A 15899-nucleotide genomic window follows, 5' to 3' on the forward strand; every position below is an offset into this window, starting at 1 on the left:
GTATTACAGAAAAGCCCTAAACTTTTTCTTTAAATATTCTTCTTTTAAGAAATTTTGCAGGGTTACCTCCTACAATTGAAAAATCTTCGGTGTTCTTTGTAACAACAGATTTCGCTGCAACTACGGTGTATTTCCCTAAAATTACACCAGGAAGTATATAAGCCCCTGTTGCAACCCAACATCCTTCATTGATTACAATTGGTTTTAACACATAGCTAAAATTAATATCATCCACGTCATGGCTACCCGTCAGTAAATAAGCATCTTTACCTATACAACTTTTCTCCCCTATAGTAATTGGTGCAAGGCAGTAAATCCAAGAGTTCTCGCCAAGACTCGCCAAACTTTTCATAGTCAAATTCCAAGGGTGATCAATTCTGGCAGTACTGTCTATTGTAACATCTTTACTCAAGTTTGCTCCAAAAAGCCTTAAAAGGCTAATCCTGTAAAGCTTAAATCTTGCAGGAAATAATCTAAATAGTGTTACATTAATCAATTTCCAAAAATGACTTTTTAACTTCACTTTTAATGGAAATGGAGTTGTCTGAACAGGATCAAAAATAGGAGCATAATTATTCATATATAATTCTTTTTTTTAAAAATTTTGCTGGATTACCTCCGACAATTGCCCAATCTGGGACATTTTTAAAGACAGCAGCTCTAGCGCCAACAATAGCCCCTTCACCAATAGTCAAATCCATCATAATAAAAGCTTCAGCAGCAACCCAAACATAATCTTTTATTATAATTGTTCCAGAAATAAAGGGAGTATTTAAAGAGGTAGTAGTGTGAGAAGCGCTACATAAATAAGTTCTTTGAGAAATTGTGACTTTTGAACCAATTATAGTTTTGCCGATATGAAGTTGAACATGAGGTCCAATGCAAGTAATATCTCCAACAACTAAATTCCAAGGAGCTGGAATATAAGCACTTGCATATATAATCGAACCTTTACCAATCTTTGCCCCAAATAATTTAAGTAGAGTAACTCGCCATAAATTAAAAAAAGGTAATGAGAATGGTCTGAATAGAAAAAAGTACACTAACCCCCAAAAAAACCTGTGTATTTTGTCTTTTAAAGGGATATTATCTATATATTTGATATAATTTGTTGACATAAAATTTTATAACAAGCAAGTTGAATTTAGTTATAAAGACCAAAAGCAATTAAATAATTATCTCTTCAAAAGTGTACAATTTAGCATATCTTTAATTTTTTTAATAAAATTATACTCTGAGAAATTTGACTTTGCATATTTTATATTATAATCTCCTATAGTATCTATATAAAAAGGAAGGTTTTTGTTGATTTTTTGCAATACTGAAGATATATTTTCAATATCCCTAGCTTTAACAAAAAAACCATTTTTTTCTGTAACTATATCTGGAATTCCAGAAAAGTTAGTTGTAACAATAATATTGCCAGATAACATAGCTTCAATTAAAGAAATTGGCTGGCCCTCCATTCTATAATATGTTGGTAAGATAAAGACATTAGCTTGTTGCAATAACATTTGTTTCTTAGCCCCTTCAACAACTCCATGATATTTAGCAAACTCTCCTAAGACTTCAAATTTTTGAAAAAAAATATCTTTTATTGAATCCTCTAAACTACCTGCTATGTTAACACTGAATTCAAGATTAGATTCTTTTAATAAAATTAATGAGTCTAATAAGTCTATTATGCCTTTCTCAAGCATTAAGGTGCTTAGATAGAGTATATTAAGATTTTTTTTATTTTTATATGAAATGCCAGATGATGTATAAATATCTTCTGCAAAATTTTCAATTGCAAAAATTTTATTATAGTCAAGTAATTCATTAAAATTGGCTTTTAATGAATTAGATAAGACTATACCAGCAGATGCTCTTTTAATAAAGTAACTAAAAATTAATTTTTTAAAACTTTTCAATAAACTCATTTGGTGTCCTAAATAATTACCATGAATGTGTATTATATAAGGTTTTTTTAAAAAAAAGGATAAAAAATAAAAAGGAATATACTTTAAAATTCCCCAAAAAGATTGCCCTGGAGTAGTATAAACAACATCAGAGGTCAATATTTTAAAAATTTGTGTATATATAGACAGGAATGATATTATCTTTTTTAAAGAAAACTCTCCGACCTTTTTACTTAAATCGCCATTTATATTAGTGTTAATAATATTTACTTTAATATTGTTGTCTAATTTTAGATTGTTGTAAATCACTTTGTTAGCGAGCGAACATCCACTAGTTGGTGGAGCAATAGGACCAATAATCAAAACTCTCAACCTCATATTAATTAATGTTAAATTCAAAAAAGGTATACAGTTAAAAGAAGAGCTTTTTTATCTTTCATTTTTTATGTAAAAAATGAAAGATAAAATAAATCAGTAATAAAAGGTAAAAAAATGCTCAAAATTCATCGAATGAAAAATATTATAAGGCAAGTAAATTTTAGTTCTAAATGGTACTGGGCATGCAAATCTTGAAGTACTTCTTCATATAGTTCATCCATAATAGTATAGATCTAGAAGGCTTTCCCTACCATAACTCGATAAATTGCTTAAATAAGATGCATTTAGTAAACAGTAGATCTCTATGATATTTACAAACAATGGAAATAGTTAATGTTGTCGTATTTGCTGTACGACTTAAGGTTATAAACTGTTAACGACATCAAGTTAGCTACTTTTGTTCTTTGACATGACGGTTAAGATGGGACGTGCTACTGAAATGGGTCTACGAGACCAACTTATTGCCCTTAAACAACAAGGGGCTACCCTAGTCCAGATTGCTCAACAGCTCAATTTGCCAGTGGGGACAGTTCGTAAGTTGTCGGCCAATTACCACCAACACCAACATCTTGGGGTAGCCTACGCCTATTGTGGGCCTAAACAGCCTACCTCAGAAGCACTCATGCTACGCGCTAGCCTGTGGTTGAAAAAACATCACCCACGCTGGGGAGCCCCCTTGATCCACCTCAAGCTTACCCAACGCTATGGTCAGCAACGGACTCCCTCGATCCGAACCCTACAACGTTGGTCTGTGACCCATCAGTTAACCAAGCCCCCTAACCAACTCCAACAAACTCGGATTGGTACGGCTAAAGCGGTACACAACATCTGGCAGGTGGACGCCAAAGAGAACTTAACCCTACCTGATGGTAGTGTAGGGTGTTACCTCACAATCACCGACGAGCATAGCGGAGCTGGATTAGCAGCTTGAGTTTTTCCCTACGGTCGTATTGGTCAGGTCCCTTTAATCCATTTACAAAAGGTGTTACTGGTCGTATTTGCTCGCTGGGGTAAACCGGGGGCTATGCGGGTGGACAATGGCCTGCCTTTCGGCTCGCCTACCCTCCAATTTACCCCCATACTAGCCTTGTGGTTGATTGGCATCGATGTGACATGATCTGGAATTAAGCGGCTTGTCCCCAACAAAATGGCCGGGTCGAGAAAATGCAGGACATCACCGCACGTTGGGCTGAAATTGAGCAGGTTACCACCCTAACTCAGTTGCAAGACCGATTAGATTTGGTAATACTCATTCAATGGCAGCAGTATTCGGTTGTCCAGCTGGGGTAAAAACCGGCTGGAAGTTTATCCCGACCAGGAAATTAGCCGACGGATCTATACCCCTACCGATTTTCGTATAGAGCGGGTGTATGGGTTTCTACAGGGTAAGCTCTACACCCGAAGGGTAACGGTCAATGGTCAGCTCACCCACTATGGCAAAGTGTATAGTGTGGGAGTAGCCTACCGGCATCATTGGGTTCAGTTGCGGCTGAGTAAGGATGGCCAACAATGGGACGTATTAGCTCGACAGCAGGTGATCAAAGAGCTGGCTGCTCCCATGCTTTCTTCAGAAAGTATTCAGCGTTTAACCGTCTTTCAAAGAACTGAGTCGACAACTTAGTGTCGTTTTAAGGCTATAAACTTAAGTCGTACAGCACGTTTTAACATATTAACAAGCACTAAGTCAGATTTTTATTTGACCAATTTTTCACTAAATATATAGAGTAGAAAAATTGTCAATTACGTTATTAATATATTGCAATTCTAAATGAGTTTAATGTTTTTAAATATATCTAACTTTGGCCTTAAGTAACCGCGATTGCCATTAAAAAACAAGTTAAACTTAATATATATTTTACTTATTTTTTTTATACATAAGCCAAAATGATAAAAGAGATTTTGGCAAGAAGTAATAAAATAATAATTTAATTAAAAAATTAAAGTTAAAAAAAAGTTCTTTATTCTCTTTTAATAAATCAATTTTCAATCTTAAAGCATCATTTATTGTTAATTTTATATTTTTTTGTGATATTTGGCCATTATGTACTCTATATTTTATTAAAGGTATTGGCAAATTTTGAAATTGAGTATACCTAGATAATCTTAACCATAAATCATAGTCTTCAGCCTTAGGGTATTTATCTCTATAATTAATATCGTTACTTAATAAATTTCTTCTTATTATAACAGTTGGATGTAAAAAAGGATTTACGGTTAATAATACTTTTTTTATTTCATCATTAGTTTCTGGAAAAGACAGGGCAGATATATTATTACCTTTTTCATCAATAATAATCGCAGCAGTTCCTAGTAAGCCAACTTCTGGATTTTCTAACATAAATTTTACTTGAATTTCTAGTCTTGTATCTATCATTATATCATCAGCATCAATTCGCACAATAAACTCGCCTTTAGAAAGCTCAACACCTTTATTCAGGCAATTTGGTAATCCTTGATTCTTATTTAATTTTAAATAATTTATTCGAGAATTAAACTTCAGCATATATCTTTTAATAATATCATCACTACTATCAGTCGACCCATCATTAATTATAACTAGTTCCCAATTTTCATAAGTTTGATTAGCAATACTTTGCAAACATTCTTCTAAAAAGGCATCGGCATTGTATACAGACATTATTATGCTTATGAGAGGGAATGACATTTTAATAAAGTGTTAGGTTATTTTTGAAACATTTGAAATTAAATACAAAACTATTTATTGTTTTATAGTAGGCTTAATTGAGGAATTAGCTTTATTAAGCCTAATAAGTTTTTGTTTTTTTTTAAATAAAGTTAAATATAAAAAACACATTACTCCTGAAAGTAAAAAAAATCTAAAATAATTCCTTAAAGGATATTGTTGATTAGCTATAAAAAATAAATATGCTGGCATGCATAAAATATATCCTATATTTCTGTTTCTAGACACCATAAGGTTTAAAAATCTCAATGTTATATAGATAATTAAAAAATATATAACTATATATTGTATACCGAACATATAAACTTCTAGATTTGAACTATATGGAACAAAAACATTAATCCTATGCTGAAACTTTAGATATTTATCAAAATTGTCAATTGAAGAAGGTGTTGGGGAGAATGAAAGTATTTTATATGTATCTGGATAATTACCGCCCATGTTTTGTCCAATATAAAATATCCAAGCTCCGCCAAAAAGATTTTCAAGAATAAAACCTTCTTTTAATAATTCATTTAAATTGGAATCATGTAAGTTTGAAAAAATTTCTGAAAAGCCTTGATGTATCTTATTCCTACCCGCTAACACTGCTGAATAACTATATATAATTAAAATTGCCATAATAGATATTTTAAATACTTTTAACCAACCAGATTTATGAGTAACAACAGTACCTAGTAAATAACCAGCACAAATTAGACCTGCCGATCTTGAATTATTACTCAGTTGGAAAAGTAAGCAAAAAAAGCCTATGCTTAATGATATATATTTTACAATATGATATCTATTAGTACTATTTAATAGAACGTAAAAAAACATACAAGCAATACCATTTATTGTCAAACTTCTATGGAATAAGATTAAAATATTACTTTGAATTCCAAGTTTTTTTACATCCGATAATGTTAAATATTGATTGTTTCTCTCAAGTATGGAAATATCAATATTAACTATGAAAAATATAAATAATATGAAATTTGTTATAATAAAATAATTAATAAATTTATATAATATATTAGGTATTTCCAGCTTGTTATTCTCCGCTTGCTTAGTTATTCCAAAAGTTGAAATTATTGAAGTAACTAATAATATACCATAAAAAAAATTGACAGTTGATATATTATAATTTGATATGTTTTTTATATATATTAAATAGTAGCATGAAATAAGAGAAATCAAATTAATTCCTAGAAAATGAATTGATGGAAGTTCCAAAACATAAAACTTCTTCTTTAAAAAGAGATTTGTAAAAAAAAATATTAATATAGAGAATAGGATTAAAGTTTCCATTTTATTTTTCTAAATTCTTTATGTTAAAATTTTATTTAAAATAATAGATAATTAGCAAAAGACTTACATTTGCAAATTTGAAGTCATTTTTATTTATGCAAAATTATAAACTCACAATATTATGTTATAATATTACATGTTAACAGGATTAATCTTATTGACCTTGAATGTTTAAATAAATAGTATAAGATATTGTACTAAATTTTTTTTATATAACTACCTTGTTTAGAGAGGCTTGTAATTATTATGATTATTTGGAATAATCATAATAATTTTATACACAGATCTACCAATTGTCTTTAAGATATATATTGAACTTAAATAAAGCATTTCTTGAACTTTTATTATTTTATTGGCTTTAGCAATTTTTAATATATTAACAAAAAGTGGTAAAAGATTGAAGCTAACTGATATATTTTTAAAAATATTCCAAATAGTTTCATTTAAAGCGGAACTAATATTTCTATTATATTTATAATCATATGTTTTAATTTTAGGGATAAAATCAGTTAGAAACATTTCTAAAGAGATTAAAAATGACCTTGAGACTTTTTGTAGTTTTATATTACTTTGGAATTTTGGTATTCGATAATACGAGTCGACAGGATAATCAAAACAAGTCCTATATTTCACCCCATCAACTAATAAAGCTCTTGTATGTAACTCAGGATCTTGTAATCTTGAATAATTTAAGTTAAACCCACCTAAATTTACTAAAAATGACTTTTTCCATATTGGACTGCAGGTATGCCAAGGGTAGGGATATTTTATTTTTACAAAATCTTTTAGATGGTCGTTAGATGATATATTTATAGCTAAATTATTGAGGTCTTCTGGAAATATATGGAACTCTTTTACTTTAAATATTGCAAAGTCTAATGAACTATCTTCTTGCATAACTTTAATTCGTTGTTTTATACAATTTTTTTCTAATAAATCGTCTGAATCTAAAAATATAATGTATTCGCCTTTAGATATATTAAGACCAATATTTCTACAGCTGTTTCCACCTTTAGGTAAACCTTCTCTAGTTATTACTTTTATATTATTATTACTATATTTTGCTAAAATGTTTAATGTTTGATCAGTTGACCCATCGTCAATAATAATTATTTCGAAATGTTTATAAGTTTGATTTAAGCATGAATTAATAGTATCAACAATGCTATTTTGAGAATTATAGATTGGAATTACAATTGATAAAAATGGTTGCATAATAAATAATATTTATTTTTAGAAAAGTGATTAACTACTAGCTAATTTAAGTATCATATTTCTAATTTACTTTTAATTAAAAATCTTACTTTTTATTACATTATCGTTTATAAATTTAGTTGCATTTTTTAATTTAGATTTATTAAAAAGGATAACTACAACTAAAACAGTACTTAGTTTTATTAAAAGATTATATATATATGCACTATAGCTAATATAAAATATATTTACTTTAGAAATTAAGAATAGACTTACTATTAAAATAATACTAATGGGTATTTGCTTAATCACAATTACTTTAATAAAAGTTAAAAATGATTGTTTTAAGATTATTTTTATTAAAATGTAGAACCCTTGGAAGAAATTTATTGAAAACCCAATTACTATTAAATATGATAAAATCTCTAATGATTTAAAATAAAAAATGCCCATTAAAATCGAAGTAATCATTATAAAGGCCGAAAATAATCCTGAAATAAATAATAATTTCGTTTTTCCTGTAGCTTGAAAAATTGCACCACTACTTGAAAGTAACATTTGAATCCATATAGACATACTTAATATTTTAAATATTTTAACTGATTCCTTCCATTGTTCTCCAAGAACAATTAGGATAATTTCATCCGATATAAAATAAAGCAATATTGATATTGGTACGCCTAATAGAGCTAATAAATTTAATATCTTAATATATTCATTATATATAACCTGCTTTTTATCTGAATATGTTGCTAAAATAGGATGTAGCACAGGTGTTATTGCATGAGTTAAATGTGCTATTGGATACATCATTAATTGATATGACTGATTATAAATCGCTAAATTATGGTTACCCATATATTTCCCAATTAATATATTATCTAAATTTCTCGAGAAATAGTTTACGAAATTAAAGGAAAACTGAAAAAATGAGTATGATATAATTTTACTTATTGATTTAATTGAAAACCCTCTTGTAATTGTTAGCCTTGATAAATTAAAATACCAAAAAAAAGCAAAAATGCTTATTAAAATGGAACGCCATATAATGGAATAGTAGCTTTGACCAAAAATTACTAATACAATGGCTACTATACCGCTTATTGTTGTAGTGCAAATATCAATTATGCCAAGTATTTTAAATGATTTCGCTTTAATAATTAAGCTTTTAGGAACTATGCTTAATGTATTAAATAATATGCTTATTGATAGCAATGACCCTATTTTTTTATAGTCTGAGTTTTGATAGTAATATGCAACAATGTATGATAATACTATAAATAATATTGCTAATATTATACTTAATAACACACTAATTTTAAATATATTTGATATTTGCTTTTTTTCTATGTTTTGACTTTGAACTATCCCTGGCCCAAATCCTACATCACTCAAGATATTGAAAAATGTAACAAAAACAGTAATTATTCCAACAATACCAAATTCATTAGGAGATAATAGTCTAGCAAGTATTGAGTTTATAATTAATCCAATTACTATTCCTGTATATTTTGTGATTAAAGTAATAATTGCGCCCTTTTTTATTTCTTCCTGTAGTATCATTTTTTATTTATTATTATAAATTAAAATAAATATTTATTATTTTAATTTATAAATGAAATTCTATATCTATTATTGTCTTTTTTACATTGTAATTTAGACAAGGAGCATAACTGTCTTATAAAAATATATATGGAAAATTGAAGACGGATTTTTTATTAATGATTTTATGACTAATTTTCTCGTTTCTTTTTTATTTATAAGTCGATCTTTTAATAAGAAATGTAGAACTTCAGGAGCATATATTTTTGAATTTACTATGCATTGCGCTAAGTAATTATAACTTACTCCATCTAATTCATCTTTTAAACAGCATAATGCATCTGAAACACTATCCTTTAATTCATTAGGACCTATGTTAATTGCTGTTGAAGCATATTTCCTTATAAATATTATTCTATCAATCATCTCAAATTCAAAACTATTTATAGCCATTTTTAACATTGTACTCATATCAAACGGAGTTAACTTAAGATTTGCTTTACAAAAGCCGCCAATTTCAATAAATGCATCCTTACTGTAACAAACTCCAGATGGTGCTAATCCACCTTTTATAAACGGATTTACTGCTGATTGACCGGCAAGAATGTTATTTAATTGTATATTACCATACCTCCAATTTTCATAAAAATCTCTAAACATACTCCTACCCCAAATTACATATTTTCTAGGATTACCCCTTTTATGTATTATTTGTTGAAGTATTGTTAAAGCATTATTCATTAAAATGTCGTCTGAGTGGCAGAAAAGTATATATTTACCTTTAGCATTATATAAACATATATTATGATTTTCATACATAGGAACTGTATCAATCCTACTGATTATATTAATTTCATTAGCATATGTATTAAGTATATCAGCTGTATTATCTTTTGATCCATTATTACTTACCAATATTTCATAGGGTAAATTATAATCTTGATTTAGTGCACTTTCAATTGTTTTCATAAGAGTTTTACCTCCATTTAATACAGGTATTGCAATTGTAAATTCCATTTCTTAAATTTTTTTTGTTAGATTTAATTAAATAATATTTATTATTTAATTGTTTGCTAATATGATATTTACGTTTTAATTTTTAATTGAGCACTTAGCTTTTTAAGTTGATTAAATGCATTTTGATATATATAATCCTCTCAATACGCAATCATCGGTCCAATAATATTTCCATTGAGCATATCTTCCTGCTAAAATAAGATTTCCTAATTCTAATTTAGTATTCAATTTATCCCCCCAATTGGTCATTGGTTCTAGATCATCTGGCTCTCTTTTTAAACCAGTTTTTTCTAGCCAATTTAGTACTTCATTTTGAGCTTCTTCTCTTTCTCTATCAAAAATTATATTTGCCCAGTCAACCCATTTTGTGTTAATCGTTTCAATAGCATCTTTATCTTTAATCAATTTCATTTCTATTAACTCATCGCAAACTTTATCTGCTATATTTTTAATATTATCTACAAGTGGCTTATATTTTGAAAAATACACCTCTACTTGAATTCCAGTTTTGCCTTCAGGAGCATTATTTTTAGAAAGTAATTCTGTGCAATTAATTCTTGTACTATATTTTTTTTCATCATAAACATATATCCAATTTTCAAACCTTTGAGTTGGATGACTAGCAACTACATTCACCAATAAAACTGAAGTGCATGATAGTTTTTTAGAGCTGTTTTTAACTTTAGTTGGTGCATTACTTTTTTCTATTAATAATGGTAGCGGTATTGTGCTAATTATCCTTTTATATTTTGTTTTATAGCCATTAGTGAAATTTATTATATTTTTATCAAAGTCAATAAATGAAATATCATGGTTTAATTTAATATTGGCGCTTTCAATCATCTTTTTTGCAAATGAAATATAACCCCCTGATTCTGGGTACCTTACTCTTTGGATATAGTGAGTTCCATGTTTTAATGGGCCTAAATACCCTTCTTTTACTTGTTCTATATTTGGAAAGTGTACTCTTTCGCCAATCCAATTTGTAGTCAAATTTTCAGGTTCAGTTGTCCAATATTTTTTTGTATAAGCGTAAGGAAAAGCTTTTGAAAAAGTTTTACCAAATGATAAATTAAGCCATTCTCCATAATTTTGAGGTATAATATCTTTAGATAGTTGCACTCTTGAGTCTAGTAAGTCTTTCAAGCAAGCATCTTTCAATGGATTAGGTACGGCAAACAAATTTGTCTGTGCTGGATGAGGAATCCAATTACCTTCAAAATAATTTCCAGGTTTTACTTCATATTCTAAAATTTTGTTATCGGCATTAAACTCAAAAACTTCTTTCACAATTTCATTTTTTGTAAATGAAACATGCGGTCCTTCGTCCCAAGTAAAACCGTCAATTACTTCAGAATTGATATGCCCTCCAGCATAATTTTTCTTTTCAAAAATTATGTTATTGAAATTTAAAAAATTTGCCGCACTTAACCCAGCGAGACCTGCACCTAGTATAATTGTATCCATTGTATTAAGTTTTATTAAAAACAATATCGGCTTTCAATTTTGTTTTTGTTCATTCTGATTTTATTAGTACAATATTTCTATTTTATATTGTTTTAGCATTTTTTAAACTTTTATTCTTATCAGTTTTTTGCATCAACTTGATTTGGATTATTTTTTCTTTTCGTAATGTCTTCTATATTCCTTTCAAATTTTCCACTTTGACTCAGCTTTTATTAACTGCAAATTTATTTTTACTCAAAATTTGTCTTGAATATACATCTTAATAAAACATACGTTTTGAAAAAATATTTTTAACATTTTTTCTTTTTCATAATTAGCTTTTTTATTTTTAAATTTTTTTTATATATGCTGAAATAGTTTCACTAATGTAATCATATATATTTTTGTTCAACCCAGGCCAAACACCTAGCCAGAACGACCGATTCATTATAATATCTGTATTAGTTAGATCGCCAACTAAGCGGTAATTAACATCTTTATAGGCAGGTTGTCGAATAAGATTCCCCGCAAAAAGTAGACGTGTGCCAATTTTATTTTCTTCCAGATATTGTACAAACTCACTTCGATTTAGTGGGCTATTCCCCCGAATAGTTATCATAAACCCAAACCAGCTAGGATCACTATTTGGGGTAGCTTCATGAAGAATAAAATGATCCTCAAAAGGTTTTAAGGCTTTATATAGCAAAGCATGATTTTCCCGACGTTTTGCTATAAATTGATCAGCTTTTTGTAGTTGGCTTAGGCCAATTGCAGCCTGCATATCCGTTACCTTCAGGTTAAAACCGATATGAGAATAAGTATATTTATGATCGTAGCCAAATGGAAGGTCGCCTAGTTGCCAATCAAAGCGTTTGCGGCAGGTATTGTCTTTACCCGTTTCACAGTAACAATCTCGCCCCCAGTCGCGGAAGCTTTCGGTTATCATTTTCAGTTTGATATTGTTCACCAGTACTGCCCCTCCTTCACCCATAGTGATATGATGGGCTGGGTAGAAAGATACAGTTGCTAAGTCGCCAAACGTTCCTGTTTTACGGCCATTATAGGTAGCTCCTAGAGAGTCGCAATCGTCTTCGATTAGCCATAAATTATACTTTTTGGCAATTTCTATAACAGTACCTAAGTCGAACGGATTTCCCAATGTATGCGCAATCATGATTGCTTTTGTTTTTGGGGAAATTGCCTGTTCTATTCGTTCTGCTTTTATATTGTAGGTTGGAATGTCTACGTCAATAAACACCGGTATGGCACCGTATTGAATGAGTGGGTTTACGGTAGTTGGAAAACCTGCTGCTACGGTTATTACTTCATCACCTGGTTTAATCTGGCGATCACCTAATTTAGGCGACGTGAGGGCATAAAAAGCACACAAGTTTGCCGATGAACCAGAATTGACTAATATGGATGATTTTGCCCCAAAATATTTGGCAAATTGGTATTCAAATTTTTTTCCAAAGCGCCCGGTGGTTAGCCAGCCATCCATTACGGCATCAATCCCATAAAGAAGGTCCTGTTCATCGATCACTTTCCCAGTGACTGGAATATAATGTTCACCCGGAATAATATCTTTTTTTGTTTTTTTTGATAATAGTGGTAGCAATTGCTCTAATAAATTATTGTCAATATTGTTATACTGTGATAGTACTTCCTCCATAATAATAATAGTTTACAGTTTTTTGGAATGCTTTCTCAAGTTGGGTTGTAATAAGACCTAGTTTAGCTGCTTTTGATGATGCATTATAAAATAATGCATTTTCTCCGCTTCGTTGAGCAACAATACCCCATTTCCAGTAAATAGGATCAAAATTGGGGATCTGTTCGGCAAGTAACTGACTCAGTTGCCGTAATGATTGTGAATTCCCTGAACCAACATTTATTATTTGCCCAGCTAATTCAAGCATCTGGCCACTTTCAATTAAATGTCTTAAAAAGCTGCCTAAATCTTTGACATAAAAATAATCTCGTTGTTGACTCCCATCCGATAAATTAATAACTCGTTTTTCTTTTTGAGCTAGAATCAGCATTGGGAAGAATTTAGAAGCAGCTTCGGCCTCGCCAAACATACCAAAGGGCCTAACTATACAATAACGTTGCTTGACTTTATCTCTTAGGTAAGTAGAAAATAGAGACTTTGAAATGCCATAATGTGTTTTTGGAAAACAAAAACTACTTTCTAACAAGCTTTCTAATTCCAAACTGTATTCAAATGCTGTCCCAATTTGTATCCAGAATACATCAGGCAGTTTTTTGAACACAAAGTCAATGAATTCCGTTTTTTTTATATAGTTAATTTGGTAGAGTAAATCTAAGTTTGCCTCCTCTTTAACTACACCGTAGCCAGTTGCTTCAATTATATAATCAGGTTTTGCCTCTATAACCGATTGCCAGGTTACAGGATCAAGTATATCGAAATAAAATTGAGTGTTTGTTGGCTGCCTTGACGTGCTAAGTGTACGGAATAAGTCGTTTTGCGAAAATACATCAACAATATGAGCGCCAACAAAACCACTGCCTCCTAAAATTAAGACGGTGCAGTTAGTCATTTAGGAAATTTTTTATTTGACTACTAGTTAGTTTATCTCCCGGAGTGTTATCTGCAAATATGCGGTACCAGGATAGCGTATTTGCAATTGCTTTACGTGCCTGATATTTGGGTTTCCAGTGAATTTCGTTTACTGTTTTGCTGATGTCTAATTTGAGCAATCCGGCTTCATGAGGCTCTCCCCTGCGGTCCGATTTCTGATAACTTCCTCCCCCCCAACATTGGATACTTAAATTGACCAGCTCTTCAACAGTTAAATTATCCTCTGGTAATGGACCAAAGTTCCAGCTGTCGGCATAGGTTACAGGATGGTCGATAAGTTTTGTACCTAAATGTAAATATCCACCTAATGGCTCAAGCACATGCTGCCAGGGTCTGACGGCTGCTGGATTTCTTACCCTAATTTCTTCGCCTTTAGTAAGCGCACGAACGATATCAGGAATAATGCGGTCTTTGGCCCAATCTCCTCCACCAATTACATTTCCCGCCCGTGCACTTGCAATCGCTTTTTGATGTACACCATAATCGGCTAAATTAAAAAATGAATTACGATACGAGCTTATGACTAATTCAGCACAGGCTTTGCTGGCACTATACGGATCATAGCCGCCCAACCGATCCGTTTCGCGGTAAGGATAATGCCATTCTTTATTTTCGTAGACTTTATCGGTCGTGATTAGAATGACAGCACAGGGCTTTTTTAGTAACCGTACAGCATCTAAGACATAAGCTGTTCCGATAGCATTAACGGCAAAGGTTTCGGACGGAATTAAATAGGAAAGTCGTACTAAAGGTTGAGCTGCCAGGTGAAAGACATAATCAGGTTCAAAAGAAAGTAATTCCTTCTCTAACCGGGCTTTGTCCAGAATATCGGCAATTACTGACTGGCAAAGTGTATCACCTTGTATAATATGGTATAAATCAAGGTCGGTTTGTGGTGCAAGCGAATAGCCTTTTACTTCTGCGCCGAGCATATAAAGCCAGTTGAGTAGCCAAGACCCTTTGAAACCAGTATGCCCGGTCAGGAATACACGTTTGCCTTTATAATAATCTGGTAGATGTTGATAGTTCATAGCTGTGATTACCAGATTTTCCAAGGGGCGTGACCCGATTCCCACTGACTTTCCAACTCCTGTTTATCCCGAAGCGTATCCATGGGTTTCCAGAACCCTTCGTGCTTATAGGCTATCATTTGACCATCCTTAGCGATGTTTTCTAGTGGGTCTCGCTCGAAAATGGTACTATCTTCTGCTATATAGTCGATCACTTCCGGTTGGCAAACAAAGAAACCACCATTAATCCAGGCTCCATCACCTTTTGGCTTCTCCATGAATGATAATACACCATTCGAATCGGAAATATTCAGGGCACCAAAGCGCCCTGAAGGCTGCACAGCGGTGACAGTAAGTAGCTTTTTGTTTTGATTATGGAAATTGGCTAATTCTTTAATATCAACGCTACCTACTCCATCGCCATAGGTAAGCATAAAAGGCTGGTTATTAATATAGTCTTTAACCCGTTTCACTCGCCCACCTGTCATTGTATCCACACCAGTATCAACAAGCGTAATTCGCCAGGGTTCGGCTTGGGAATTATGAATCTGCATATTGTTATGCTTCATATCGAATGTAACATCAGACTGATGCAGAAAATAATTGGCGAAATATTCTTTAATCACATACCCTTTATAGCCCAGACAAACAATGAAATCGTTAAAGCCATGTGCTGAATAAATCTTCATAATATGCCATAAAATCGGCTTGCCGCCAATTTCAACCATAGGCTTTGGCTTTAATACGGTTTCTTCGCTTAAGCGAGTCCCTAAGCCACCCGCGAGTAATACAATCTTCATGGTAGGATTATTTTG

The 15899-nt window shown here is 31.3% G+C and carries 16 protein-coding genes; 3 read left to right on the plus strand and 13 right to left on the minus strand.

The window, feature by feature from the left end; translation table 11 throughout:
* Positions 1–16 precede the first annotated feature (16 nt).
* From ACYVFD_RS17370 to ACYVFD_RS17380, 3 genes are read right to left on the minus strand one after another with little or no spacing between them, the layout of a single operon-like run.
* Complete coding sequence (locus ACYVFD_RS17370) at positions 17–580, minus strand: LbetaH domain-containing protein (RefSeq protein WP_461091581.1); 564 nt, start codon at positions 578–580, stop codon at positions 17–19.
* On the minus strand, positions 573–1118 hold the full coding sequence (locus ACYVFD_RS17375) for an LbetaH domain-containing protein (protein WP_461091583.1): 546 nt from the start codon (positions 1116–1118) through the stop codon (positions 573–575). Before ACYVFD_RS17375 ends, ACYVFD_RS17370 begins: the two co-directional genes overlap by 8 nt.
* Positions 1119–1175: 57 nt before the next feature.
* A complete protein-coding gene (locus ACYVFD_RS17380; protein WP_461091585.1) occupies positions 1176–2300 on the minus strand; it encodes a glycosyltransferase family 4 protein in 1125 nt (374 codons plus the stop codon).
* 400 nt (positions 2301–2700) lie between these two features.
* On the opposite strand from ACYVFD_RS17380, the gene ACYVFD_RS17385 reads away from it, so the two are divergent.
* The 3 genes from ACYVFD_RS17385 to ACYVFD_RS17395 all read left to right on the plus strand — a co-directional run bounded on the left by ACYVFD_RS17385 (position 2701) and on the right by ACYVFD_RS17395 (position 3900).
* The gene (locus ACYVFD_RS17385; protein WP_461091587.1) at positions 2701–3210 is read left to right on the plus strand and encodes a COG3415 family protein; all 510 of its coding nucleotides are present in this window, start codon (positions 2701–2703) and stop codon (positions 3208–3210) included.
* Positions 3211–3261: 51 nt separating this feature from the next.
* Positions 3262–3396: a hypothetical protein gene (locus ACYVFD_RS17390; RefSeq protein ID WP_461091589.1), complete on the plus strand. Its 135-nt coding sequence runs from the start codon at positions 3262–3264 to the stop codon at positions 3394–3396.
* A gap of 156 nt (positions 3397–3552) precedes the next feature.
* A complete protein-coding gene (locus tag ACYVFD_RS17395; RefSeq protein ID WP_461091590.1) occupies positions 3553–3900 on the plus strand; it encodes a hypothetical protein in 348 nt (115 codons plus the stop codon).
* A 234-nt stretch (positions 3901–4134) separates the two neighbouring features.
* Here ACYVFD_RS17395 and ACYVFD_RS17400 read toward each other — a convergent pair whose 3' ends face one another.
* The 10 genes from ACYVFD_RS17400 to rfbF all read right to left on the minus strand — a co-directional run bounded on the left by ACYVFD_RS17400 (position 4135) and on the right by rfbF (position 15884).
* Positions 4135–4944 carry a glycosyltransferase gene (locus ACYVFD_RS17400; RefSeq protein ID WP_461091591.1) on the minus strand — a complete coding sequence of 270 codons (810 nt, stop codon included), beginning with the start codon at positions 4942–4944 and terminating at the stop codon, positions 4135–4137.
* Positions 4945–4998: 54 nt separating this feature from the next.
* Positions 4999–6273: a hypothetical protein gene (locus ACYVFD_RS17405; protein WP_461091592.1), complete on the minus strand. Its 1275-nt coding sequence runs from the start codon at positions 6271–6273 to the stop codon at positions 4999–5001.
* Positions 6274–6498: 225 nt separating this feature from the next.
* Entirely contained in the window at positions 6499–7488 is a 990-nt protein-coding gene (locus tag ACYVFD_RS17410) for a glycosyltransferase family 2 protein (RefSeq protein WP_461091593.1), read from the minus strand.
* A gap of 72 nt (positions 7489–7560) precedes the next feature.
* Positions 7561–9030: a lipopolysaccharide biosynthesis protein gene (locus tag ACYVFD_RS17415; RefSeq protein ID WP_461091594.1), complete on the minus strand. Its 1470-nt coding sequence runs from the start codon at positions 9028–9030 to the stop codon at positions 7561–7563.
* 93 nt (positions 9031–9123) lie between these two features.
* Positions 9124–10026 (minus strand): glycosyltransferase family 2 protein, encoded by a 903-nt coding sequence (locus ACYVFD_RS17420; protein WP_461091595.1) that lies wholly within the window; start codon positions 10024–10026, stop codon positions 9124–9126.
* A gap of 111 nt (positions 10027–10137) precedes the next feature.
* The gene (locus tag ACYVFD_RS17425; protein WP_461091596.1) at positions 10138–11493 is read right to left on the minus strand and encodes a protoporphyrinogen/coproporphyrinogen oxidase; all 1356 of its coding nucleotides are present in this window, start codon (positions 11491–11493) and stop codon (positions 10138–10140) included.
* A gap of 328 nt (positions 11494–11821) precedes the next feature.
* On the minus strand, positions 11822–13144 hold the full coding sequence (gene rfbH, locus ACYVFD_RS17430) for a lipopolysaccharide biosynthesis protein RfbH (protein ID WP_461091597.1): 1323 nt from the start codon (positions 13142–13144) through the stop codon (positions 11822–11824).
* Positions 13119–14033: an NAD-dependent epimerase/dehydratase family protein gene (locus ACYVFD_RS17435; RefSeq protein WP_461091598.1), complete on the minus strand. Its 915-nt coding sequence runs from the start codon at positions 14031–14033 to the stop codon at positions 13119–13121. Before ACYVFD_RS17435 ends, rfbH begins: the two co-directional genes overlap by 26 nt.
* A complete protein-coding gene (gene rfbG / locus ACYVFD_RS17440) occupies positions 14026–15105 on the minus strand; it encodes a CDP-glucose 4,6-dehydratase (protein ID WP_461091599.1) in 1080 nt (359 codons plus the stop codon). Before rfbG ends, ACYVFD_RS17435 begins: the two co-directional genes overlap by 8 nt.
* Before the next feature lie 8 nt (positions 15106–15113).
* Positions 15114–15884 (minus strand): glucose-1-phosphate cytidylyltransferase, encoded by a 771-nt coding sequence (rfbF, locus tag ACYVFD_RS17445; protein ID WP_461091600.1) that lies wholly within the window; start codon positions 15882–15884, stop codon positions 15114–15116.
* Positions 15885–15899: the final 15 nt, after the last annotated feature.

It is taken from the genome of Spirosoma gilvum (assembly GCF_054776815.1).